Below are 22952 nucleotides of genomic sequence, written 5' to 3' on the forward strand. Positions count from 1 at the left end.
TTTATTTCTGTTTTATTTCATACTGTCTTTCACAAGTGCTGCAAAAGCTTCCGAACCTTCCTTGGTCAGATGTACACCATCTTTTTCAAAATATTCATCGTGTCCTTCACTTGCAGTGTGCCAATCAATAAGAGATACATTGCTGTAATCGGAAGCTGCTTCGTTCAGTGCTTTATTCACCGTTCGTTCCCATGGGCGAGGAACTCGCACGGTAACCAGATAAACATGTTCTTCATCTTTCAAATAATCCAGCACTGAATTCAAACTCTTGGAATTGAATGAACCGTTCGTCCCTAGTTCCAGCACAACCTGACTGCCCATTTGGTTATTTCTCTTCAGGCCATCCAGTACATCGGCAGCCTCCCACATCTGACGGCCGATATGACCATCCACGTGAACGCCCGAAATGGTTTGTTCAAGATAAGGCTTCGCGTCCAAAATAACCGAATCCCCAATGACCGTATAATGAATCTTGCCGTCTTTGGCTGGAGGGGCTGTCTCCCCCTCCTCTGTGGACGAATCTGACGTATTGACAGGATCATCCGGTTGTTCATTACCTTTGTCTTCTGGATTCCCCGGATTGTCGATGCTGCCTTTTGATTTACCAATAGCATGGTTTGAGTCACCAGGAGTTGATCCTTTTTCCTCACCTGAACTTGCTTTCTCAGGTTCGGGTTCTTTTTCCGGCTTCGTCGTTTGCTGTTCTCCTTCACCAGGTGGATCTACAGCGTTCGCCGCTGGTTTATCGTTTTTCTGTGGCGCAGGTAGGTCGGTCCCGGAAGTGCTCACTGTCGCTGGAAGGACGTCCTGTCCTTTTTCCTCCGTTACGGAGTGTTCTCCATTCAGCGTAGCCGACATCGATACCGAATGGGAGTCAGAGTTCGCAGCAGACGTAATCATCATCTGTGACACTGTAAAAGACATCAGTAGAACGCTCATCAGCAATCCAGCGCGCTTCCACCATACGTTACGTATTCCTGTTGCATTGCGATCTCTTCCCCATAACCGGGACCAAGTATCCCGAAAACCGTTATGACGAATTGGATTCTCAATATATTTAAGTGACAAGGAGGCCAGTGCAACCGTTGCTGCAACCTGCAAAACCATTCGGACAGGATGCGCTCCACCTGTATCTACTGTTGGACTCGTTAGAATAATGACAGGATAATGCCACAAATATAATCCATAGGATCGTTCCCCGATCCAACGCAATGGCTTAGCGCCAATGATCCGTGCCAGGACGGATGAAGGATGAGCCAATACAGCTACGAGCAATGTCGTCGCTATGGCCTGAAGCACCATTCCTCCTCGATACAATGAAGGGTCGTACTCGCTGGTGTTCAGCATCATGTAAATTAACAAAGCCAGCGCAGCTAAGCCTGTCGCATCCAGAACAAGTCGATTCATGCTGGCAAGAGACGACGATAGCTTGCGACTCGGCCATACCACGGCCAGTGCAGCACCGGCCAGTAAAGCAAATGCTCTTGTGTCTGTTCCATAATAAACACGGCTCGGGTCCAGATCCGGATTATACATGATGGCCATTGCACCAGCAGACAATTCAGCTGCTACAACAATAAAGACGACCAGCCATCCCTTTCTTTTGAACAAAACGATTGCTGCCACCAGTAGAAGGGGCCATACGATATAAAACTGTTCTTCCACAGCGAGCGACCAGAAATGTCCAAAGGGTGATGGAGGGCCGAAACTTTCGAAATAGGAAACGTTATGAAAGATATACCACCAATTGCTTATGTATAATATTCCCGAGACAATGTCTCCACGCAAGGCAGCGAGTCGAGATGGATCTGTGCAGAGCAGCCAAATCATCACCCCTGCTGTCATCGTGATCATGCCGGGTAACAAGCGCCTTACTCTTCGCACCCAGAAATCTCCTAGGGATATCCGGCCATGCTCCTGCCATTGTGTCAAAAGAATGTCTGTAATCAAATAACCTGAGAGAACAAAGAAAATCCCAACACCGAGCAAACCGCCCGGAATAAAACCTAAATTCAGATGATACCCTATAACTGCAAGCACTGCGATGGCTCGTAAACCATCCAGTCCGTTCATATGCCGCTTGCTTTTCAACGATTGTGACATGCGAGCCCCTCCTTGACAATGTGAGTCGACATCATCCATGTCTGGGGCGTTCGAGAACTCCTTGTGGTTCTGGTTGTCATTAACATACGTATTGCACCTTCCATCATTCATTTACAACATAAAGAAGACGTATTACTTAACCATGATGCTTTATGAGTACGATCTCTTTATATCTTTGTCGTTATCTCCCGTTTAGCATTATACGCCCGAAAGAAACATCACAAATTACAGTAATAGTTACAATCCAGTGAAACGATGTAACCTTTCCTGCCAAGCTTATACAGCTGTAAAATCATACTCTAATTTTATTGTTAAATACAGCATTTTTCATGGAATGGCTAATATTACCTTGTCTTTTATTGCATATATGAGCAGCCCCCTGTTGGGACTGAAATAGATAAACGAACAATAGGAAAAGGCTGCCGACTTGATCAGCAGCCAATAACCATTATAAACCTATCTCTTGCCGGATTGAAAGTTTTGCTCATAATTGCATCTAGGTGCCTAGGACTCTAGAGGTAAAACGGATGAATCTTCTCTTCCGCGCCCCCATCAAGGATTCGATAAGAGGATCGTCCTATGTACATTGGAATTTGCAATTTATCCAGATTAACCATTCCATTGTCCAGGAAGTATTCGGGGTCTTGATACCGTTGTAACACTTCGCCTGCAATCCATTCATGATCTCCATACGTCGTTATATCCATCACCTTGCATTCATAAGCAAAGTAAGCTTCGGTTAGAATCGGTACATTCACTTTGATTCCTTCTTCGTATGTAATCCCGAATTTCGAGAATTTATCTGTGTCTCTTCCACTGAAGGTTCCCGCAGCCTGTATCCACTCCGAATGATGACCCGGAAGAAAATGTACTCCGAAAGCTCCACTCTGCTCAATCAACTCATAAGAGTACGTTTCCTTCCGCAGCGAAATCCCGTAAATTCCAGGAGACGATCCAATATAGGTATGCCAGCCTGAGGCCATGACATTCTGCAATCCCTTATGACGGGATGTCACTACCGCTACCATTCCGGGATATGAATAAAACAAGGGTTCATCTATCGGTTTGCGCACCTGATCACCTCTTCTTCGTTATCAATCAGCCTCAAAGCTGTGAAAGACCACTTTCTCATCCATTATTATACAATATAAGTAAAGGATGAGAAAGAATTACTTCCTTCATAACAAGTCTACAGTCAGAAAGACACAGAAATCGTTTTTTAGTACATATCGCGATGGATTGCGTTATGACTAGCATTCATAGTAATCTTGATTAAACACAACTGAGAAATGGGGATTAGCAATGATTGAAAAAGCAACGTTTGCCGGGGGATGTTTCTGGTGTATGGTAAGTCCTTTTGAAGAGCAGCCCGGCATTCACGGGATTATATCCGGATACATGGGTGGAACCGTAGAAAACCCTACATATGAGCAAGTATTGACCGGAGAAACGGGACATTTGGAAGTCGTGCAAATTTCTTTTGATCCAGCCCTTTTCCCATATGAGAAATTACTTGAACTGTACTGGCCGCAGATCGATCCAACAGATGCGACCGGACAAGGTAATGATCGCAAGAGCCAATATCGGGCTGCCATCCTGTATCATAATGAAGAGCAGCACCAATTGGCCCTCAAATCAAGAGAGGAACTGGGCAAAACAGGCCGATTCGATAAACCTGTCGTTACAGCCATTGAGGAAGCCTCCGTATTTTATCCGGCAGAAGAATATCATCAAAATTTCCATCGCAAAGATCCGAAATATTATAAAGAATCCCGGATTTACTCCGGACGTGATGAAATTATCAAGAAATATTGGAGTTAAACTCTTTAAGTAATAAAGCGGCACAGGTGGCCGCTTTTTTGTGCATCCTTTTTACAGTACACCGATTAAGGCCTTCAAGTCTCTGATGTTATCAATAAGCTGATCCGCCTGAGCTAATTCGTCGGCTTGAGCAAAGTCAAAATTACATCCGATGGAGATTAAATCATTGTCCTTCGCAGCCCTAATGTCAGACAATCGATCCCCGATTACCAGCCCTTTAGTGATCTTATATTTCTCCACGATGGCACGTACGAGATCAGACTTATTCTGTGATGAAATCTGCTGTATACTGAATGTTTCGGTTACCCACTCATCCAAATGATAATAGTTTACGATGGCACTCAAGTATTCGATTTGTCCATTACTCGCTATGTATATCGGTATGCTCTTCTCTTTGCAGTATTGAAAGAACTCTTCTACGTACGGATAAAGTGCACCTTGGCCTGACTCAATATTCGCAATCAACTTCTCATGAAACCATTCATTGGCTTGTTGTCTGATTTGGTCCGAGTAGTCGGGCAATAAAGTCTCCCAAACGACGGGCAAAGGAACTCCCATAATTTCACGATACTTTTCTATCGGTGTATTCTGCTCCCATAAACCCTTTGATCTCAGATGATTAAAAGTATCATGCAAAGAAGTTTCCAATATTCGATCTGTCTGAAATAGCGTACCATCCATATCAAAAATCAATGAAAGCATGAACAGATTCCTCCCTTTATAACCAGAATCTATCTTGAGATAAACTCGTCACTCTACTTAGGTAAAGTCACTATTCATCAACATACGTGAATACCTATCATTTGACAACCCTTCCAGATTCCCTGATTAAAATCGCCCCTTATTCGAAGGTTGGTTATGAACTGCCTCTCATTCGTCCATACTATGACCTACGAATAAAACGTCATCACGTATGGCAGGGGAGGAAGCACCATGAACCGGAAAAACCCGCATCATCTCAATCAACCTGCAGCAGAATTGCCCGTTCCACTTGAATTCGATCGCAGCTGGCTAACCCAATTGGAGTCCAGACTTGATAAAGGCGGCCCTTGGGGTGATTACAGACTCTTTCAACTTGGCATTCAAGCCGAAGAGACGAATCTGATTCCCAACTTTGATGAAATCCAGTGTCTGAAGCATTTACAGGGACTCACCCCTCTTCCACACCAGATGGACACTGCACGTAAAGTACTGTTTGAAATGTCAGGCCGTGCCATTCTTGCCGATGAGGTTGGACTTGGCAAAACGATAGAAGCTGGCCTGATTTTGAAAGAATATATGGTTCGTGGACTCGTATCCAAAGTTCTGATTCTCGTGCCTGCATCCCTTGTGCTGCAATGGGTCCGGGAGCTGAATTCCAAATTTGGCATCCCTGCGGTTGCACAGAAAAAGGCCTATTCCTGGCAAAATGAAATCGTGGTTGCCTCTATGGATACAGCGAAGCGTGACCCCCATAAGGATTTGCTGCTGAATACAGATTACGACATGATTATTATCGACGAGGCTCATAAGCTCAAAAATAAAAAAACGACCAACTATCAATTCATGCTGAAGTTGCGGAAAAAGTACTGCCTTTTGCTCACGGCTACGCCGGTTCAGAATGACATGAGTGAGCTGTTCAATCTCATTAACCTGCTCAAACCGGGACAGCTTGGCCGTCAGGGTGATTTTGCAGCCAATTTTGTCGTAGACAAACGTATTCCGAAAAATCAGGATCAGCTCAAGGATGAGCTGTCCAAAGTCATGATCCGTAACCGACGCGGAGAAGGACCTGTGCAGTTTACCAAACGGAACGTATCCAATGTGAATTTGCAGCTATCGGCCGAAGAACAGGCCCTTTACGATGGTGTAACCTCTTTTGTGAAAGATCAGTATCAGGAAGCGGGCGGCAACCTGAGCAGCATGCTCTCCCTGGTGACGTTGCAGCGCGAAGTGTGCAGCAGCCGGGATGCCGTGTTTGTAACCCTGGTCAATCTGTCCAAGAAACTTCCACTGGACTCTCCGCTTCGAGACAAGATTTGGGAGCTCGTTGCCCATATTAAAGCGATCAAGGAAAATACCAAAGCGGAAAAAACGATGGAACTCGTTCGTGAAATGGATGAGAAGGTTATTATTTTCACGGAATACCGTGCCACGCAGGAGTACTTGCTCAATTATTTTCGCAACAACGGCCTAACCGCTGTTCCCTACCGTGGCGGCATGAATCGGGGTAAAAAAGACTGGATGATGGACCTCTTCCGCGGCCGCGTACAAGCGATGATTGCCACCGAAGCGGGCGGTGAGGGCATCAACCTTCAATTTTGCCATCACATGATTAACTTCGACCTGCCCTGGAATCCCATGCGTGTCGAGCAGCGGATCGGTCGCGTACACCGACTGGGACAGCAGAATGATGTGAACATCTACAACCTTTCGACAACAGGCACAATCGAGGAGCATATTCTGAACCTGCTTCATGAGAAGATCAATATGTTCGAGATGGTCATTGGTGGATTGGATGTCATTCTGGAGCGGCTGGAGAAGAAGGAATCCATCGAAAAAAGTTTGTACAAAATCATGCTTGAATCACAGAATGAAGAGGATATCCGCCGTAAAATGGATTCGCTTGGACAATCGCTGAATTCCATTCAGCGTGAAGTCGCAGATGAGGCACCAGTCGTATCGGGGCTTGACCTTCGCAAAGGAGGCCTCTGATCATGACCATGACACCCCATGAAGTGCAGGCGTATGTGCTCACTTACCTGGAAACACTAGATTGTCAGATTATGGAGCGCTCCCCTGCCCACGTTACGGTAAAGCTTTCACCTGAAGCCGACAAGGCGTTAACCAACCGTCCGTATTATTGGGGATTTGTGGAGCGAACCGGAGCACCTGCGGAGACGATGTCTTTTACCTTTGTCTTTGATCCGGATGCCTATCAACAGGCACTGGAAGCTGAGGAAGCAAAAGCTGCACAGTTAGCTCCTCCACCCCCACCAGGTGCCGGTCCCGGTAGCCCCGAGGCTCCCAAAGAGACTATTCTAGGTCGGTACTTCGGTATTGTCCCTTCTCTGCCTCAGCTGGGACCCGGACGGATTTTAAAAGAAGATGTTGTATACGGCAGCCGCAGGTTGCAACAAATCTTCAATGCAGCGCGTGAAGGCGGCGCATTTGTCAACCTGTTCGAACAGGCTGCAAAACGCCAATTGCGCGCTACCGCACCAGCAGTATATGAGCCATGGCTTGGTGTGTGTTTTAAAGTGGAATTTGCCTGTGATTTAAAAAAGGAGGAACTTCATTTTATCGGCATCTCCCTCAGAACAGGGGAAATTGTTGAGAAGTTCGGCTCGAAGCTGAACAGGCGTGACCTCAGCCCAAGACTGGCTGAGAACATGCATGTACAGACCGCCAAAATATCGCTAGCCGATGCCGGAGCAGCTCTGGAATCCCATTTGACAAACCGCTTGCTCGAACTTGACTATAGCTGGGCTGAGAAAGCCAAAGAAAGGCTTGATCTGGAACTGGCTGTCGTGGATACGTACTATGAAGCAGTCCTTAGAGAGGACACCCCCGAGGTCGACGTAGATGTGACCTCCGCCTCCAGTACAGACGGGAGTTCAACTATTCAGGCTCAAGAGGGGACGGGGCCTTCGGTCCATATCCAAACTTCTCGCTCCGGCCCTTCTCGTATCCAGAATGTACATTTACAGCCCATGGGATCAACTGGTGTAACGGTAACGGCCGGATTGGATGTCGAACTGGCGGCTGAAGCTGAGGCTCAGACAGAACCAGAAACAGACCCGGAACAGGATAAAGCCCGACAAGCGGTGTTAGACCGTGAAGCTATGAAGCTGCAATACGAAACGCGCCGTACCGAGATGATCTGGCAATATGAGCCTAAAGTGAAGGTGACCGCCATTAGCAGCGGCATGTTTCATTTAAGATAGACGACGAAGACACTACTTTTCCCGCAAATGACGGCAAAAGTAGTGTTTATTCATGATGGGCAGCCCGACAGGTTGCAGCAACCTTTGCACAGCTTGTCCTCTAGAATGAAACTAGAACCGATCATGCAACAGGATGTTAAGTCCTTTTTGTCATGATATGTACCCTAGAAAAGTAGGTGTTTAGCATGAAACGACCCTTCCACCCTGTGTGGAACGTATTGCGACGAATTACAGGCATTGCTGTGTGCCTTCTATGTGTAATGATCCTGCTCCCCTTATTGCAAGCCGAAGGTGCTGGAATTCAAAATGCGTCTAGATCGCTTCAACCCTTTACATCTGCCATAAGTACGGCTGAGCTTCATTCCGACACGTTGGCCCCTGATGCAGTACAACAGTTTGCACGCAAGCAAGCCACCGTCCTTGCTACTGAACATGCAGGAAACCGTTGGGATCACGCTCAATTGGATTTTTACCCCCTCGGGCCAGGGACGCGCAGCTGGCTTGTATACGCTAATGTTGAAGGTTCACCCGTAGGTTATATGATTATCTCAGCGAACGACCAGGGGAATTTGCAGCTTAGCGAGTATGGTCAGGGAGAACAACGTCCGTACGACATTTCCTTGTTAGATCAAGCCCTGGATAGACAGCAATTGGACTTAAAGGAGCTAATTACTGGCGGTGGAGCGCTTCAACTGCGTTATGCTTTTCCCTTGCTGGCCTATTGGAAAGTCGAAAGACCTGATCAGGATGCAATCTACATTGACGCGACCAACGGTGATACCCTTCCAACCGGTGTTCTGAATGTACTGGATACGGACTCACAGCAGTTTGCGAAACGATTGAAGTCCATAAGACCAATATCTGGACAAACTGTCGTTATGACACCCGATGATACATCTAAAGTCGCCTCAACATCTGTTGACTCCATGGACCTGCAACCGCTGTTTGATCCCGCGGACAATCTGTTATGGATCACATCCAATGCTGTTTCAATCACCGGAGTGAAAACATTAAATCAGCAATGGAAGGAACATAAAAAGATCGTTTTCTCTGCGGATCAACAAAATGTCCTATATGGCGGGCCTCTGCCCGTCAGTGGTTATCAGATCTGGCGTAACGACCGTGGCACAGTTCAAAATCAGTATGTAGCTATTGGCGGTAAGACTTCGGTAAGACGATTTGTACCTCTTCAGACCTTACTGCGGGACGGAAATTTCTATGCCGTGAAACCATGAATAATTCATATAACAAATAAGACGCCTTCCTCTGGTTCTTCATAGGAATGCGTCTTTTTCTGTGGGGAGAAGCTAAGCTACTACCTGCGTTAGTTCTTGATTTACCCTTTACCGGAGGAGCTTCGTTTCTGCATGTCCCCCTGCGAATGCATCGTTTTTTCCTTTTTCCCTACCCACAGGGATACAGCAAAAGGAATCATTCCAAACCACTTCATGGTCCACGGTTCTTTGGCTTTGGTGCGTGCTTTACGTTCATCCTTCGGTGTGTCGATATAATGAACGACTCTTTGCGTGATGTATTTCACCAGCTCATCACTTTTGGCCATAACCATTGCCTCCTTTAGCTCCGGCATAGCCGGGGCTTATGTTACCTCTATTGTGTGCAGAACCGATCATCGATAAACATTTTTTTTGCTGGGAGGAGTATGAAAAACAGAAGAATGCACAGTCTAATGCCAAAGGTATCCATCCACTACTTCATGGCATAAGATGCCTATTTCAAAAAGGAGCGTGTATTCTCATGTATAAGCTGCTGGCCGCATTGATGGCATTGCTAATCAGCATCAGTTGCATTCCCGTGAACTCCCACGCCGGCGCGGCGAAAGTCACACCAACCCATCTGCCTACTTTATATTCACAACGATCACCCATAAGCCCATCCATGCTGCCGGTAACCGATGGAGATGCCTATCATTCCACTCATCATGCGTTTGCAGCACCTGTAATCCTTCTGGACGTCGGTCACGGCGGCATTGATGGTGGAACAACAGACCACGGAGTACTGGAAAAAGACATCAACCTGGCCATTAGCCAAAGGGTGTATCTCCTGCTTCGCAGCAAGGGTTATGCGGTCATCATCAACCGACTTGGAGATTATGCGCTGAGTGACGAAAATCGCTGGTTAAACAGTCGCTCACGCCATCGCAAGGATTTGGCACAACGCAAAAGCCTTAGCGAAGAGGTCAGCACCGACATCGTCGTCAGTATCCATGCCAATTGGAGTCCCAGATCGTCTACACGAGGCCCGGTTGTTTTGTATCAGAATGAAGGACGCAGCTACATGCTGGCAAGCTCCATTCAGAATGAACTTAATCAATTGTACGAGACACAACGCGATGTCGTATGGGGCAAGCCCTTTTACCTGTTAAATCATGTGAAGCAACCCGCTGTAATTGTTGAAACCGGATTTCTGAGCAATGCACGCGATCGCGCGATGATCAGTGATCCTAAACAACAGAAACGGATCGCACAGTCCATCGCAAATGGCATTATTTATTATCTGTCGGCAGTTTAGGCTCGGCTTGCCAATGCCAAACATCACGAACCAGATCGCTAATGCCGACGAACTCAATCTGACCTTTGAGTCGGGAGACGGATTCATGGACTACAGCAGAGGTATTTAATCCGGTATGGCCAACATGGCCGATCACGACACACACATCCTTGTCCATGGCACGCTTGGCCGCCAGATCCATTTGCTTGCGTATATGTTGTTTGGAATTATGGTCATCCAAAAAAATATCGTTGCCGATAGGTGGCATATTTTTGGTGATGGCCAATTCCCCAACTACGGAGCGGAAATTGGTACGACTATCCACAAAAAACAGCCCTCGCTCTCGACATACATCCAATACAATGGACATGATGCGTTTGTCAGACGTAATTTTGGAACCCATATGATTGTTCATGCCGATGGCATATGGAACCTCATCAATGGCCTTCTCCACTCGATCACGTACTTCTTCATCCGTCAGATTCGAAGTGATCGCACCTGGACCTAGCCATTCTGGTCGTCCCTTATTCGGCTCCATGGGCATGTGAACAATGACATCCATTCCTTTTTCATGCGCCGCAATCGCATCTTTCTTTGTCGTTTGCAGGAATGGCATCACGGCCAACGTCAACTTCACCGGCGTTGCCAAAATTTCAGAAGTACCTTTCATGTCATTTCCCGCATCATCAATAATGATCGCCATTCGTTTATGCTGGGTTGGTTTTGCTGGAGTTTCTGATGATGTATAACCTGAAGTTGAATTCCCAGGTACTTGCATTGAAGATTGCTCCGTTATCACTTGCTCTGGTGCCTGTCCTGAACGAAGCTGTGATTCCGCACTGCTGGCAGAAAGGCCCGTACCATAAACCATTAATATCGTACCTGTCAACACCACTGACAATTTAAATTTCCAGGTGCAGGACCACCCTTTTCGTTCGGCCTTATTCATCCATCGTTCCCTCCTTTGTTCTGTCCCATCATTATTTGAACAATGAAGGGGGAATATGTAGACAAAAAAAGCCTGTTCATTCCAATGGAGCACCTAAGGCCACAGTCTTGGACTGCTGTAAGCGATATTGGCGCGGGGCCTGACCTGTCAGTTGATGAAAGAGTCTGGAGAAATAATGAACGGAGCTAAAATGATATTTTTCTGCGATCTGTGTGATACTTAGTGTCGTATGTTGCAGATCATGCTTCGCCCGTCCAATACGAAAGTGATTCATATACTGAATGGGAGAGTATCCGGTAGATTTTCGAAACAACTCGAAAAAATGTCCTCGGCTCATATTGAGGCTTTTGTAATAAATCTCCAGTGGCTTGGGTGCTCCGTGAAGTAAGTCCTGTTCCATCATTTTAAGTATATGACCTATCCGATGATCTGGAATTAAATCGTCCTTCCGCATGCAGCAGTTCAGAAAATAGTCAATAAACGTCTGAAAATTACGCTGAATCATCAAGCTGCGCATAAAGGTTTGCTCGTTGGTGAATGACCCGCTGTTATAAAAATCCTGGAACAGATCCTGCCAAATCCGCAGCGACTCCACCTTTGAATTTTTCCTAAGCGTATAAGGGAAGCCCGGGCCAACAAAGGCTTGATGCAACTCCTGCGGCGGATAACAGATCGGACAGGCTGTATCAAACACAGCTTTGCGCTCCACATAGTGCCAATCAAAATAACAGCACAGGTGTATCATAGGATTCTCCGCATCAGCAACCCATTCATGCAGCTGCCCCGCTGGAATATAGACCAAGGAACCCGGACCAAGCTTGCTGCTGTGACCATTTGTACTTAATACCCCATATCCTTCGTTAATCAAGTAAATGGAGCTGGTATAGCAAATTCGCTGAGAACTCGACTGTCCTTTCACAAAAGAGTATCGTGTCGCCAAATATACATAGGGATGCAAGGATGCAAAATCCATGGGAAGTTTCCTTTCCGACTCCGTTTCTCTTGAGGTTAACCTTTCATCTTCATGACCGAAAGGTACAATTCGGCACTAGAGGTACATATCAGCAGTACACCAATTGACCTGACTATCGTGCAAATCATGGACGTCTTGCTAAATACAGCAAACTGCTGTTCAGATACAGTAAAAACTGTACATCGCATGACTTTCATGAGGAGGACGACTTGTGCCAAAGAATGATATGCAAACACAGACAAAACACGAGGTAAATAAGAATAGCGGATATGAGCGGGCCAAGCTGCATCCGATTGCTTTCACGGGTCCTGCACCGGATTTCTTCGAAGGTGCACTGCTCGGCAACGGAGGATTGGGCATCGTGGTAACAACTCGACCTGACGCCATGATGCTCCATTTTGGACACAACAATGTTTGGGATATTCGTCTCGCCGAAGAACACCGTGACGAGCTGATGACTTTCCAAGAGGTCTATGACAGATTTACTGCTCTTCCAGCCGACTTGCAACGATTGACGGATCATCCTTGGTACAAACAATATTGTGAGCTTGCCGGGCAAAATTACAGTAAAGCTTATCCCAAGCCTATGCCCTGCGGATCGCTTTTACTGCGCTATGATCGACGAAAGGCTGAAATCATTGGCCATACCATTGATATTGCCAATGGCCTTTGTACCGTTGATTTCCTATTAGACGGCAAACCTGTCGTATTCGAGCTCTTTGTAGAAGCAGAGCGCGACCGGATCTGGATGAACGTGTATGATGCCGATACGGGCGCTTTGGCTGCCTTATTCAATGAGGTTAAGCTGATTCCTGATCCCGAAACACCGTCAGAATTCCCTCAAGCAGCAGTTATAACTGATAAAGATACGAACACACAGTCATTTACGCAAATTTTACCGCATGTGGAGCATCCATCTGCACCTTATGTAACTCAGGTAAAAGATAAGGCTTTCCGGCTCGCTGTAACCGTATCTGGATTATCCAAGATTGAAGAACAGCCCTTCCGCAAGCCAGTTTCAGAAGCCATTCTCTCTCCTTCCGGAGTACATGAGCACGGCTTTCTGGCCTGCGCAGAGCTATGGGAAGGTCTTTATAATGAAATCGATGATGAAGCCCTTCCGCCAGATTTATCCTCTCATATTCAAGCTAAGGAAGAATCGACTGCAATGTGGCAGGATTATTGGAGCCGCTCCTCCGTCGCACTGGAAGATGAATTTTTGGAGCGGATCTGGTACCACAATCTGTACTTTTTCAACTGTGCAGTGAAAGAGGGCGTGACCTGTCCTGGCCTTTTCGCCAACTGGAGCTATCGAACCATCGGCGCAGACTGGCATGGGGATTACCACATGAATTACAACACCCAGCAGCCATTCTGGCTCGCATTCTCCAGCAACCATCTCGACAAACATCTTCCTTACGTGGATATGGTTGATCATGTACTCCCTGTCAGCCGAGCGTGGGCACGGGATTATTACGGACTGAGCGGAGCTTATTTCCCACACTCAGCCTATCCTGTTGAGATGTCCATGATGCCCTACCCTGTCCCGCACTGGGGATGGGAAATCTGTGAGACGCCTTGGACCGTACAAAGTCTATGGTGGCACTATCTTTATTCCATGGACGAGACGTTCCTACGTGAGCGTGCATTTCAACCCATGAAAGAAGCCGTGCTGTTCATGGTCGATTACATGAAACGCCCAGAAGCACAGGGGGAACGCTGGGGAGATGACAATTATCACATTTTTCCGACGGTGGTACCGGAGCTGTATGAGATTGCACCCGGTTTTGGCAAGAACAAAGATGGCCTGATTGACCTGACACTGACACGGTTTCTATTCAATGCGTTCACCCAGGCGTGCGGTATTCTTGAAAGGGTAGAAACCGAGAAGAAGCTTCTGGAAAATGTAAAGGAGATTTTGTCCCATTTCCCTTCTTATCCCACAGCCAGATCCGGCAAGGGTCCAGTCTTTGTGTCGGTTGAGGGCGAGGATCCTGACGTGGTGTATAACGTCCCGATTCCGATTACGACCGTATTTCCGGGCGAAGACCACGGGCTTCATTCACCAGAGGAGGAATACCAGACCGCAGTAAACTCCTACCTTAACCACCGCAACGAAGGTGGGAATGAACTGGTATTCTATCATCTTGCCGGAGCCCGGCTTGGTGTGTTGGATTTGGAACGCTTTAAGCGTCAAATCCAGTATTGTCTGCTGCCAAACGGAACTTGCACAGACCGGGTACTGATGAGCGGTGGTCGCTATGCTGACACGGACAACTTCGATTTCATGTCCCGCATGGGCATCTGGTTCGAAAATTTCGCCCTGCCTGCTGTAATTAATGAATGCCTTCTTCAAAGCTATAATGGAAACCTGCGCTTCTTCCCTAACTGGCCGAACGAACAGAGGGCAGAGTTCCACACCCTCCGTGCCGTGGGTGGATTCCTCGTCAGTGCAGCTTTCGTGGATGGAGAAACCGATTGGATTGAAATTGAGAGCGAAGCAGGCAGCTCCCTTTCCTTCTATATCCCTTGGACAGAAGGGGCAATGTGCACTCTTTCATCCGGCGAGCAATATATGTTGTCTGGTCCAATTGGCAAGATCACAACAGTAACAGGAGATATTATCACTATTGTTAAAGCGAAGGTGTAGTGCATCGTGTAGAATGCGGTCAACAAGAAGAAGCGCCCCGGATCATCCCAGGACGCTTCTTTTTCCAAAATTACTCTTCAATTATTTAGAATTCCACAGCTCCATACGCTGAGCATATTTCTCGTTAATAATATCTTCCACTTTATCATCGCCGGCCTTTTTCATATCCTCCAGCATCTTGTCAAATACTGAATTGGCTTCAGCTTCACTTGGGGCAATAATGGCTCTTGTAATGCTCTGATCCATAATATCCTTCACCTTCTGGGCCGTCAGTGCTTGAGGTGTTCCCCCATCCGGATTCAGGTTATCATACTGTGCTGTATCCCATACGGAATCGCCGAGACTCTTGAGGGCCAGTTCATCCACTTCACTACGCTGGAATTTAACCGCCATGTCATACGGCTGTCCATTCGGATCCAGACCATTTTTGATAAACCATAACCATTTACGAACACCGCTTTTCTTCACCGTGTCATCCCAGTTATCCTTGAAGCTTTGCAGGAATGCAGGGTCTGGTTGTCGCTTACCATCCACCATCGTATATTGCTCGCCTTCCTTACCCCACAGCAGCAAATGCTGTCCTTCATCACTCGCCAGATAATTAAACAGCTTTATGGTTTCTTCCGGGTGTTTGTTGTTTTTGGTAATAGCAATGGCATCCCATCCAAGCGAGCTTCTTGGGCCAAATGTCGTTTGAGCCGGATCTACGCCCGGAGCAACAACCTTGTATGCAAACAACTGATTCTTTTCCCCGCCGTCCTTCTTCAGGGCCGCATTACCGTTACCTGGGTCCCAATAAGCACCTGGTGTAGCGAACACCGCACCAGTCGTCAGCTTTTGAATCCAGGTCTGCGTTTTGCTAATAGCAAATTCCTTCTCAATCAGACCTTCTCTATATAAGCGATTGATATATAACAGCATCTCACGATATTTGGGGTCCTTGACATCATATTGCAGACGTCCGTTGTTATCATAATACGTTTTTAAGCCCCACATGCCTTTGAAAGTTCCGAGATTCGCACCCATGTTCTCACCGTTCATGGTCATGGGGATGGACTCTTTGCCATCAATCGTTTTGTATTTTTCTTTAAAATTTTTCAGTAGAGCTTCAAACTCATCCGTTGTGAGTGGCTTCGAACCATCTGCCTGGTCTGGAAGAAACTCTTCCAGCAGGTTTTGTCTCATCAGCATACCGAAGACCGGATCACTGTCGAGTCCATACCAGTTTGCCAGATAGTAGTTCTTGCCGTCTGTATAACGTGTTTTGGTCAAGGTTTCGCCGTACATTTCTTTCAGATCAGAACCATACTTTTCAATTAACTCATCCAGTGGAATGAATGCGCCGCTTGAAATGTACTTATCGAGGGAAGCATCTCCCCGGCTCATGACCACCACATCCGGATAGTCACCACTGGCGAGCATCAGGCTCAGTTTTTCCGTTGGATTACCCGTTGGTTGTTGGATGGAAATCTCTATGCCCGTCTTTTTGGTAATTTCCTGGGCAACCGCATCCGTAAAAGGTTCTCCTTTGGTATTGCCGTCAAACCAGGTTAGCGTAATCGGCCCTTGATCACCATCTTTACCCGCTGTATTGTTCTCCCCGTCATTGGATGAGCAGCCCGCCAGCAAACCAACGACTAATGCAGCTGTAATTCCCATAGTCATCCATTTTTTTGTCTTTGTCATTGACACCCTAATTCCTCCCAATGAATAAATTCCTGTAGTGCTAGATTGAGCATTTCCAAAACGATCTCTGCCCACCCCCTTTCAGAGAGAGGCCACCGGACAAGCCTTCCCTGCAACCGGATTATGGAATAGATTAACTCTTCACCGCTCCCAAAGTCATGCCTTTAACAAAGTATTTTTGCAGGAACGGGTACACCATAACGATTGGTAAGGTGGCTACCATGGTAGCAGCCATTCGAATGGTATCGCTGGAAACCGCATTTCGTTTGGCCGAGTTGGCCAGCATTTGCGTTTGTGAGATCATGCCACCAGTCTGAAATTGGTTCAATATTTTGACGAGCACGGCTTGCAGGGTCTTCAGATCCGAGCTGTAGGTAAACGCATAGGAATCAAACCAGGCATTCCAATGCCCAATTGCTTGAAAAAGGCCCACCGTTGCAAGTACAGGTGTTGTCAGCGGCATCACAATCCGGAAGAAAATGGTCAGATCGTTAGCGCCATCCACCCTCGCCGATTCTTCAATCTCATGGGGCAGCTGCTCCATAAAGGTACGGACAATAATCATATAGAAGACATTCATCAAACTTGGCAAAATAAATACCGAGAATGTATCTATCATATTCAGTGCCTTAAGCACCATGTAGAACGGAATGAGTCCACCACTGAAATACATGGTAAAGATAAAGTACAGGTTCCAGCCTTTACGACCAATCAGATTCCGCCGACTTAGCGGATATGCAAGCATCGTAATGACGAGAACCGACAGCGGTGCGCCAATCAGCGTTCGTTTGACGGTTACCCACAGCCCGTTTAAGATCTCACTATCTTTTAAAATCTGCTGATAGCTGTCCAAGGTCAAATCCCTGGGCCACAGGTATACACCGCCCCGTACCGTATCCTCCGCGCTGTTCAATGAAAGAACGAGTATATTCCAAAACGGAAGAAATGTAACCAGTAATACGAGAATAAGAATGAAATACACAATGATTTTGAAAATACGATCCCCGAATCTGTTCAGTATCATCACAAGCGCTCCCCTCTGTCTTTTATAGTTAGAACAACGCCTGATCGTTCACTTTTCTGGAAATCCGGTTCACGATGAGGACAAGAATAAAGGCAACAACGGATTTGAACATTCCCACAGCAGCCCCGTAAGAGAACATGCTGTTCTGTAGTCCGTATTTGTAGGCATAAATATCAATAACTTCGGAGTATTCAAGCACCGTATTATTTTGCAGCAGGTATTGCTGTTCAAATCCTGCATTCAAAATGCCTCCGACCGCGAGAATAGCCAATATGACAATGGTAGGGCGCATGGAAGGCAGCGTAATATGCCACATTTGCTTAAATCGGCTCGCTCCGTCCACCCTTGCTGCTTCGTAGAGCTCCGGATTAATGGAAGCGATTGCGGCGAGATACATAATGGCGCTAAAACCCATCTCTTTCCACATGTTCGACAGTGCGATAATCCACCAGAATAGAGGCCCGTTCTGCAAAAATGCGACCGGTTCTTTGACAACGCCCAGCAGAACCAGAATATTGTTAAGCATTCCATCTGAAGCCAGCAGCGTAATTACAATGTTGGCTGCAATAACCCATGAGATAAAATGCGGCAGATAAGAAACCGTCTGTACAAAGCGCTTGAAAAATCCCTGTCTCGCTTCATTCAGCACAAGCGCGAGAATGATCGGCGCAGGAAATCCGAAGAACAGGGTCAGCAGGCTTGTTGCAAGCGTGTTACGCATAACCCGATAGAAATCTCCTGTTGTAAAGAAATACTCAAACCACTGGAAACCTACAAATTCGGCATGGAAGAACTGATGAAAAAACGATCCTCCACCCGGCTGATAATTCGTAAACGCCATATACAGTCCAAACATCGGACCATAGGAAAATAGCAATGTCGCAATGAAGGCAGGAAGCATAAGCACGAATAACCATTTTTGCTCTTTAAGTCTGCTTATCAGATTATTGCTCCTGACTGTTTTGATTGCGCTTACCTTATGCATTAAACACCCTCCCTTTTTCTATACAGCAGCATGGCCGGCCATATCTTGATTCAACTTCTCTCCTATTTATCATAAATTTGACGCAGATCGCATGCCATAGTCGAATTCTCCGAAAGATACCGCTTTTTAAAGATGTTTGGTGCAAAGAGAGGATTGGATTTCCATAATCACTCTGCTATGATGAACTGTGCAACGAATAATCAGTCAAGAGAGGGCTTCCCGATGCGCCAATTCTATCGAAAATACATATACATGCCTTTTGTTAACCTGAGCTTTCGTTCCAAATTATTTATGGTATTTGTACTAGTCACCATCATTCCGATGATGCTATTGGTTTATTTTTCGTATGAACTTACCAAAACGAAACTTACCGAGCAAATCTACATCAACATGACGAACTCAACCGCTCAGATCACTAAAAATCTGGAGAATAAACTGGACAGCTACGAACATATTTCTGCTTCCATTTATTTGGATAACCGCCTTGCCAATTACCTTACGAACGAATATCAGGATGATCCTTCCTATTTGGATGTCTATAATTACATTGGCAATCGAATTGACACCGTGATGGCTGCCTACCCTGATTTTGATAGCGCATTCATTTATTCAGACAATCTATCGCTGCCCAAAGACAATTATTATATCAGGCCAATTACACCCGAAGTTGAAAACACGGAACTGTTCCACAAGTTAAAACAATCCTACGGGAACATTATTCATCTCTCATCGCCACAGACAGAGAATGGTCCTGCCATGTTTACGCTCGCCCGGCTACTGAACAACAATAGTAATCAGTACCCCTACGGGATGCTGGTCTTTCAAATTTCCGAGTCTGTCATCTATTCTCTCATGGAAAAAGAAGCAGGCGGCAAAGACATCTTTATCATAAACGACAAGGGCATTATTCTGTCTTCAGCGGACAAGCAGTTGATCAACACAAGCCTGCCCAAGCTACTTCATCAGAATTTTGATGAGACGCCTTCAGGCAGATTTGATACAACGTATCAAGGGGTGAAGGCTCTAGCGGTGTATAACACGCTCAAAAATGGCTGGAAAACGGTGTCCATCTTTCCTTATGACAGTATTATCAAGGATGCCAAATCTCTCTCTCAGCTTATTATCAAAATTTCACTGGGCTTCATTGGCGTGGCCTTGCTGCTCATCTATATTACCGCCTCGCTGTTCAGCAAACGCATCAGGACATTAATTCGGATGATTCGGCGCATTGAACGGGGGGATTTCAACCCTACCCATGAGGAACAAATGGGCAGTGATGAGATCGGACAGCTTCACTTTGCATTCGAACAGATGACAACCCGGTTGAAAAGTTTGGTTACAGAGGTCTACCAGAAAGAACTGCAGAGCAAGGAAGCCGAGCTTGACCTGCTTCAAGCTCAGATCAATCCTCATTTTCTGTATAATACACTCGGCTCGATCTCCTCTCTGGCCGTAAAGCATCAGGATCCTCAGATTCAGGATATGGTTCTTCATCTGGCCAAGTTCTATCGGATATCCCTGAATAAAGGAAAGAGCATCCTGACCATCAATGAGGAATTGAAGCTGACGCAGAGCTATAATGCCATTCAGCTTATTCGGTTTAAGGGCAAGCTGAATATCATCTACACGATCGATCAATCGATCCTGCCTTACTCCACCGTGAAGCTTGCGTTACAGCCTTTTGTAGAGAATGCTGTGATTCATGCACTTTGGAATCAGGATCGGCCCCTGAATATCCATATCAAGGGCGTCATTGAGAATCATAGTATCGTCTTATCTGTCATAGATGACGGAATGGGCATGCGGCGTGAGACGCTTCAGTCTTTGTTTGAAGAGAAAGAAGGAAGAGGCTATGGCATTTCGAATGTGGATCGGCGGATTAAGCTGAAATTCGGTGAATACTACGGTGTTAAAGTGTATAGCAAACTAGGCATGGGAACCACGGTCCAGATCCGTCTGCCTCAAAAAGAGATTCAATAAAAAGGAGTGCAATGCTGCCACGATTGGCTTGCAAAGCACTCCTTTTAAACCATGCTATAGAGTTATTACACCTGCTCACGGATACGATACACCAAGCTGTCGAAATCGCCGCGTAGGGGCAGTTCTACTCCGATGTTCATCAGCGCACGCCCACTGGCCGATAACCCCAGCTCTTCAATGAGATAACTCTTGTCAGCCTGAAGCCCTGCCAAACGCAGTCTTGGTAACGGTTCACCCAGCTTCTGCGAGTGAAGAAAAGCGAACAGCACATGATCACTTCCTTCCGTATTGCTGTACTGGACAGCTGTAACCCCTTTATGACGAAGCGCAGTCAGACGGAACTGTCTGCCGAACTGGACCAGGTGGCGAATGCCTTTGTACTGACCAATGAATTCCCTGGACTGCTCAATCCATTCATCACTCCACTCGTTCAGATTGGAACCAATACCAAGCGTGCCCATCATGGCACTGTGGAAACGATATTTCAGGGAGACGTTTCTGCCATTCATTCCTGTAGGCGACTCGGTTACCCAACAGGTCATCATACGTGGTGCATACGTATACGAGAAGCCTTCCTGAATGCTCAGACGGTCGAACGCATCCGTATTGTCACTCGGCCAGGACTGGTCGGCATAACGGAAGATACCCAGATCAATCCGGGAACCCCCTCCCGCGCAAGTCTCAAACTCCACATTCGGGAACTTGGCTCGCAGCTGTGACCAGATATCATACAGGCTCTGGACATGCCTTACCCATACTTCTTTCTGGCGGTTAATGGGGTGATCCTTCATACCCGGCTCCGTGATGGTCCGGTTCATGTCCCATTTAATGAACTTGATCTCATGATTGCCCAGCAGTTCGGTCATAAAATCAATAATGTATTGCTTGACCTCCGGCTTGGAAATGTTCAGCAGCAGTTGATTGCGAAGCTCCGTACGGCCCCGGGTCTCAAAATGATATACCCAGTCTGGATGCGCTCTGTAGAGATCACTATCCGGGTTGACCGACTCCGGCTCCACCCATATGCCAAATTCCATCCCAAGTCCGTGAACCCGGTCAATCAGCTCCACAAGACCGTTCGGGAACTTCTCCTTGTTCACGTTCCAGTCGCCTAACCCCGCACGGTCGGAATGCCGCTGCCCGAACCAGCCGTCATCCACGACGAACAGCTCCACACCCATCTTGGCCGCCCGCTCGGCAAGCGCCATTTGGTCCTGTGCGTTCACATCGAAGTAGGTAGCTTCCCAGGAGTTGTACAGCACTTTCCCGAATTCACTGCGCGGCAGTATGTAATCATATTGGTACTGATGCAAGCGGTGGCTCATGCCGCCAAAGCCTTCAGGGCTAAATCCGCCAACAAAGACAGGCGTCTCGAACGTTTCCCCTGCACCCAGCAGCCATTCATTGTCAAAATCATTGATACCGCCCGTTACCCGGACATGTGTGAACGGCGTTTTCTCGGCAACAATCTTCCAGTTGCCGCTCCAGGCGAGAGCGCCAAACCATACCCCGCCGCCGCTTTCTGTCGAAAGACCGTCATCAATAGCAAACCAGGGGTTGGCATGACCGTCGGTGAAACCTCTCCGTGATTCAAGCACCTTTTTCCCCTCAGTCAAAACGGTATTGCGCAGTTGGAATTCACCCGACCATTTACCCGTAACATGCGTCAGGCGATAATCCTGGAGATAGGGCAGGGTCCAGGCTGCGGATTGCATGCTTTCCAGCACGATAGCTTCCTGTCCCGTATTTACGATATTCGTATAACGCTCCACCAGGTCGAATTCCGGGATGACCCGATATACCAGCTGCGTTTCAAGTGCATACACCTGATCCTTCATTGTGACAATCAGCGTCTGTCTGCCTTCGTGCTCAATGATCTCGTGACGGTCATACCTTACTTGAAGATCGCGGACACCATCAGGCATACGCAGTTTCAGAGATGGCTCTGTGTAAGATGCGCCTCCCCAGAAGCTATACTCTTCTACCTCTCCTTCGACTTCTGCATCAAAAGAGCTATGGGATTGTAGATGGAGCAACGGAGCGCTGTCTTCAATTTCCACCGGGACTCCCCAATATAGATGCTGGAGATGTTCTCTCTCATTAATTCCAAAAATATAGGACGAGTTCTTCATCTGTATTGCAAATATACGTTGTTGTTCATTATATTGAATCGTCAAGTTTATCATCCTTTCGAGCTCCTGTTACCCTCGTGCTGTGTATTGTGAACATACATATTATTGTAGGAAGCAGGAGTTATATTAGCCATATCGCATTCTTACAATCCATAGGGGAAATCATCTGTCATTTCAAAGTGATGAAAATAAGGCTGCGATGTCCCTTCGCAGCC

16 protein-coding genes and 1 pseudogene are annotated in these 22952 nt (G+C 46.8%); 7 read left to right on the forward strand and 10 right to left on the reverse strand.

The window, feature by feature from the left end:
- Positions 1-12 precede the first annotated feature (12 nt).
- Both Q0V21_RS13595 and Q0V21_RS13600 read right to left on the reverse strand, forming a co-directional pair.
- Positions 13-2103, reverse strand: a complete 2091-nt coding sequence (locus tag Q0V21_RS13595; protein ID WP_301879341.1) for an acyltransferase family protein — start codon at positions 2101-2103, stop codon at positions 13-15.
- 512 nt (positions 2104-2615) lie between these two features.
- Positions 2616-3176 carry a flavin reductase family protein gene (locus Q0V21_RS13600; protein ID WP_024629295.1) on the reverse strand — a complete coding sequence of 187 codons (561 nt, stop codon included), beginning with the start codon at positions 3174-3176 and terminating at the stop codon, positions 2616-2618.
- A gap of 232 nt (positions 3177-3408) precedes the next feature.
- On the opposite strand from Q0V21_RS13600, the gene msrA reads away from it, so the two are divergent.
- Positions 3409-3924, forward strand: coding sequence for a peptide-methionine (S)-S-oxide reductase MsrA (msrA, locus tag Q0V21_RS13605; protein WP_301879556.1), 516 nt, complete (start codon positions 3409-3411; stop codon positions 3922-3924).
- Between the two features lie 51 nt (positions 3925-3975).
- Here the strand turns inward: msrA and Q0V21_RS13610 are convergent.
- Positions 3976-4644: pseudogene (locus Q0V21_RS13610) on the reverse strand (HAD family hydrolase); the annotation flags it as partial.
- A gap of 213 nt (positions 4645-4857) precedes the next feature.
- Between Q0V21_RS13610 and Q0V21_RS13615 the strand changes: the two are divergent.
- The 3 genes from Q0V21_RS13615 (at position 4858) to Q0V21_RS13625 (ending at position 9085) form a co-directional block, all read left to right on the forward strand.
- Positions 4858-6618 (forward strand): DEAD/DEAH box helicase, encoded by a 1761-nt coding sequence (locus Q0V21_RS13615; RefSeq protein WP_301879344.1) that lies wholly within the window; start codon positions 4858-4860, stop codon positions 6616-6618.
- Positions 6619-6620: 2 nt separating this feature from the next.
- Positions 6621-7850, forward strand: a complete 1230-nt coding sequence (locus tag Q0V21_RS13620; RefSeq protein ID WP_301879345.1) for a YqhG family protein — start codon at positions 6621-6623, stop codon at positions 7848-7850.
- 185 nt (positions 7851-8035) lie between these two features.
- Complete coding sequence (locus tag Q0V21_RS13625; RefSeq protein WP_301879346.1) at positions 8036-9085, forward strand: hypothetical protein; 1050 nt, start codon at positions 8036-8038, stop codon at positions 9083-9085.
- Positions 9086-9186: 101 nt separating this feature from the next.
- Here the strand turns inward: Q0V21_RS13625 and Q0V21_RS13630 are convergent, their stop codons facing one another.
- The gene (locus tag Q0V21_RS13630; RefSeq protein ID WP_301879347.1) at positions 9187-9411 is read right to left on the reverse strand and encodes a YqzE family protein; all 225 of its coding nucleotides are present in this window, start codon (positions 9409-9411) and stop codon (positions 9187-9189) included.
- 194 nt (positions 9412-9605) lie between these two features.
- On the opposite strand from Q0V21_RS13630, the gene Q0V21_RS13635 reads away from it, so the two are divergent.
- A complete protein-coding gene (locus Q0V21_RS13635) occupies positions 9606-10379 on the forward strand; it encodes an N-acetylmuramoyl-L-alanine amidase family protein (RefSeq protein ID WP_301879348.1) in 774 nt (257 codons plus the stop codon).
- Here Q0V21_RS13635 and Q0V21_RS13640 read toward each other — a convergent pair.
- Together Q0V21_RS13640 and Q0V21_RS13645 are read right to left on the reverse strand one after the other, a co-directional pair.
- Positions 10354-11307: a divergent polysaccharide deacetylase family protein gene (locus tag Q0V21_RS13640; protein ID WP_285074457.1), complete on the reverse strand. Its 954-nt coding sequence runs from the start codon at positions 11305-11307 to the stop codon at positions 10354-10356. The genes Q0V21_RS13635 and Q0V21_RS13640 overlap by 26 nt on opposite strands.
- 76 nt (positions 11308-11383) lie before the next feature.
- Positions 11384-12280 (reverse strand): AraC family transcriptional regulator, encoded by an 897-nt coding sequence (locus Q0V21_RS13645; RefSeq protein ID WP_301879350.1) that lies wholly within the window; start codon positions 12278-12280, stop codon positions 11384-11386.
- A 211-nt stretch (positions 12281-12491) separates the two neighbouring features.
- On the opposite strand from Q0V21_RS13645, the gene Q0V21_RS13650 reads away from it, so the two are divergent.
- Positions 12492-14930 (forward strand): glycosyl hydrolase family 95 catalytic domain-containing protein, encoded by a 2439-nt coding sequence (locus Q0V21_RS13650; RefSeq protein WP_301879351.1) that lies wholly within the window; start codon positions 12492-12494, stop codon positions 14928-14930.
- Positions 14931-15011: 81 nt separating this feature from the next.
- On the opposite strand, the gene Q0V21_RS13655 is transcribed toward Q0V21_RS13650, so the two are convergent.
- The 3 genes from Q0V21_RS13655 to Q0V21_RS13665 all read right to left on the reverse strand — a co-directional run bounded on the left by Q0V21_RS13655 (position 15012) and on the right by Q0V21_RS13665 (position 18625).
- On the reverse strand, positions 15012-16616 hold the full coding sequence (locus Q0V21_RS13655) for an extracellular solute-binding protein (protein WP_301879352.1): 1605 nt from the start codon (positions 16614-16616) through the stop codon (positions 15012-15014).
- 133 nt (positions 16617-16749) lie between these two features.
- Positions 16750-17640, reverse strand: coding sequence for a carbohydrate ABC transporter permease (locus tag Q0V21_RS13660; RefSeq protein WP_029880772.1), 891 nt, complete (start codon positions 17638-17640; stop codon positions 16750-16752).
- Positions 17641-17668: 28 nt separating this feature from the next.
- A complete protein-coding gene (locus tag Q0V21_RS13665; RefSeq protein WP_024629283.1) occupies positions 17669-18625 on the reverse strand; it encodes an ABC transporter permease in 957 nt (318 codons plus the stop codon).
- A 222-nt stretch (positions 18626-18847) separates the two neighbouring features.
- On the opposite strand from Q0V21_RS13665, the gene Q0V21_RS13670 reads away from it, so the two are divergent.
- A complete protein-coding gene (locus Q0V21_RS13670) occupies positions 18848-20605 on the forward strand; it encodes a cache domain-containing sensor histidine kinase (protein WP_052016514.1) in 1758 nt (585 codons plus the stop codon).
- A 65-nt stretch (positions 20606-20670) separates the two neighbouring features.
- On the opposite strand, the gene Q0V21_RS13675 is transcribed toward Q0V21_RS13670, so the two are convergent.
- Complete coding sequence (locus tag Q0V21_RS13675; RefSeq protein WP_301879358.1) at positions 20671-22791, reverse strand: alpha-galactosidase; 2121 nt, start codon at positions 22789-22791, stop codon at positions 20671-20673.
- Between the last annotated feature and the right edge of the window lie 161 nt (positions 22792-22952).

Source organism: Paenibacillus sp. 11B, assembly GCF_030487755.1.
In the GTDB taxonomy this organism is placed as follows: Bacteria; Bacillota; Bacilli; order Paenibacillales; family Paenibacillaceae; genus Paenibacillus; species Paenibacillus vandeheii.

Coding starts and splice junctions, on each gene's coding strand:
- Q0V21_RS13640 (WP_285074457.1), bottom strand. CDS start 11,307: ATGAATAAGGCCGAACGAAAAGGGTGGTCCTGCACCTGGAAATTTAAA.
- Q0V21_RS13655 (WP_301879352.1), bottom strand. CDS start 16,616: ATGACAAAGACAAAAAAATGGATGACTATGGGAATTACAGCTGCATTA.
- Q0V21_RS13670 (WP_052016514.1), top strand. CDS start 18,848: ATGCGCCAATTCTATCGAAAATACATATACATGCCTTTTGTTAACCTG.
- Q0V21_RS13595 (WP_301879341.1), bottom strand. CDS start 2,103: ATGTCACAATCGTTGAAAAGCAAGCGGCATATGAACGGACTGGATGGT.
- Q0V21_RS13615 (WP_301879344.1), top strand. CDS start 4,858: ATGAACCGGAAAAACCCGCATCATCTCAATCAACCTGCAGCAGAATTG.
- Q0V21_RS13660 (WP_029880772.1), bottom strand. CDS start 17,640: ATGATACTGAACAGATTCGGGGATCGTATTTTCAAAATCATTGTGTAT.
- Q0V21_RS13630 (WP_301879347.1), bottom strand. CDS start 9,411: ATGGCCAAAAGTGATGAGCTGGTGAAATACATCACGCAAAGAGTCGTT.
- Q0V21_RS13665 (WP_024629283.1), bottom strand. CDS start 18,625: ATGCATAAGGTAAGCGCAATCAAAACAGTCAGGAGCAATAATCTGATA.
- Q0V21_RS13620 (WP_301879345.1), top strand. CDS start 6,621: ATGACCATGACACCCCATGAAGTGCAGGCGTATGTGCTCACTTACCTG.
- Q0V21_RS13625 (WP_301879346.1), top strand. CDS start 8,036: ATGAAACGACCCTTCCACCCTGTGTGGAACGTATTGCGACGAATTACA.
- Q0V21_RS13645 (WP_301879350.1), bottom strand. CDS start 12,280: ATGGATTTTGCATCCTTGCATCCCTATGTATATTTGGCGACACGATAC.
- Q0V21_RS13675 (WP_301879358.1), bottom strand. CDS start 22,791: ATGATAAACTTGACGATTCAATATAATGAACAACAACGTATATTTGCA.
- Q0V21_RS13635 (WP_301879348.1), top strand. CDS start 9,606: ATGTATAAGCTGCTGGCCGCATTGATGGCATTGCTAATCAGCATCAGT.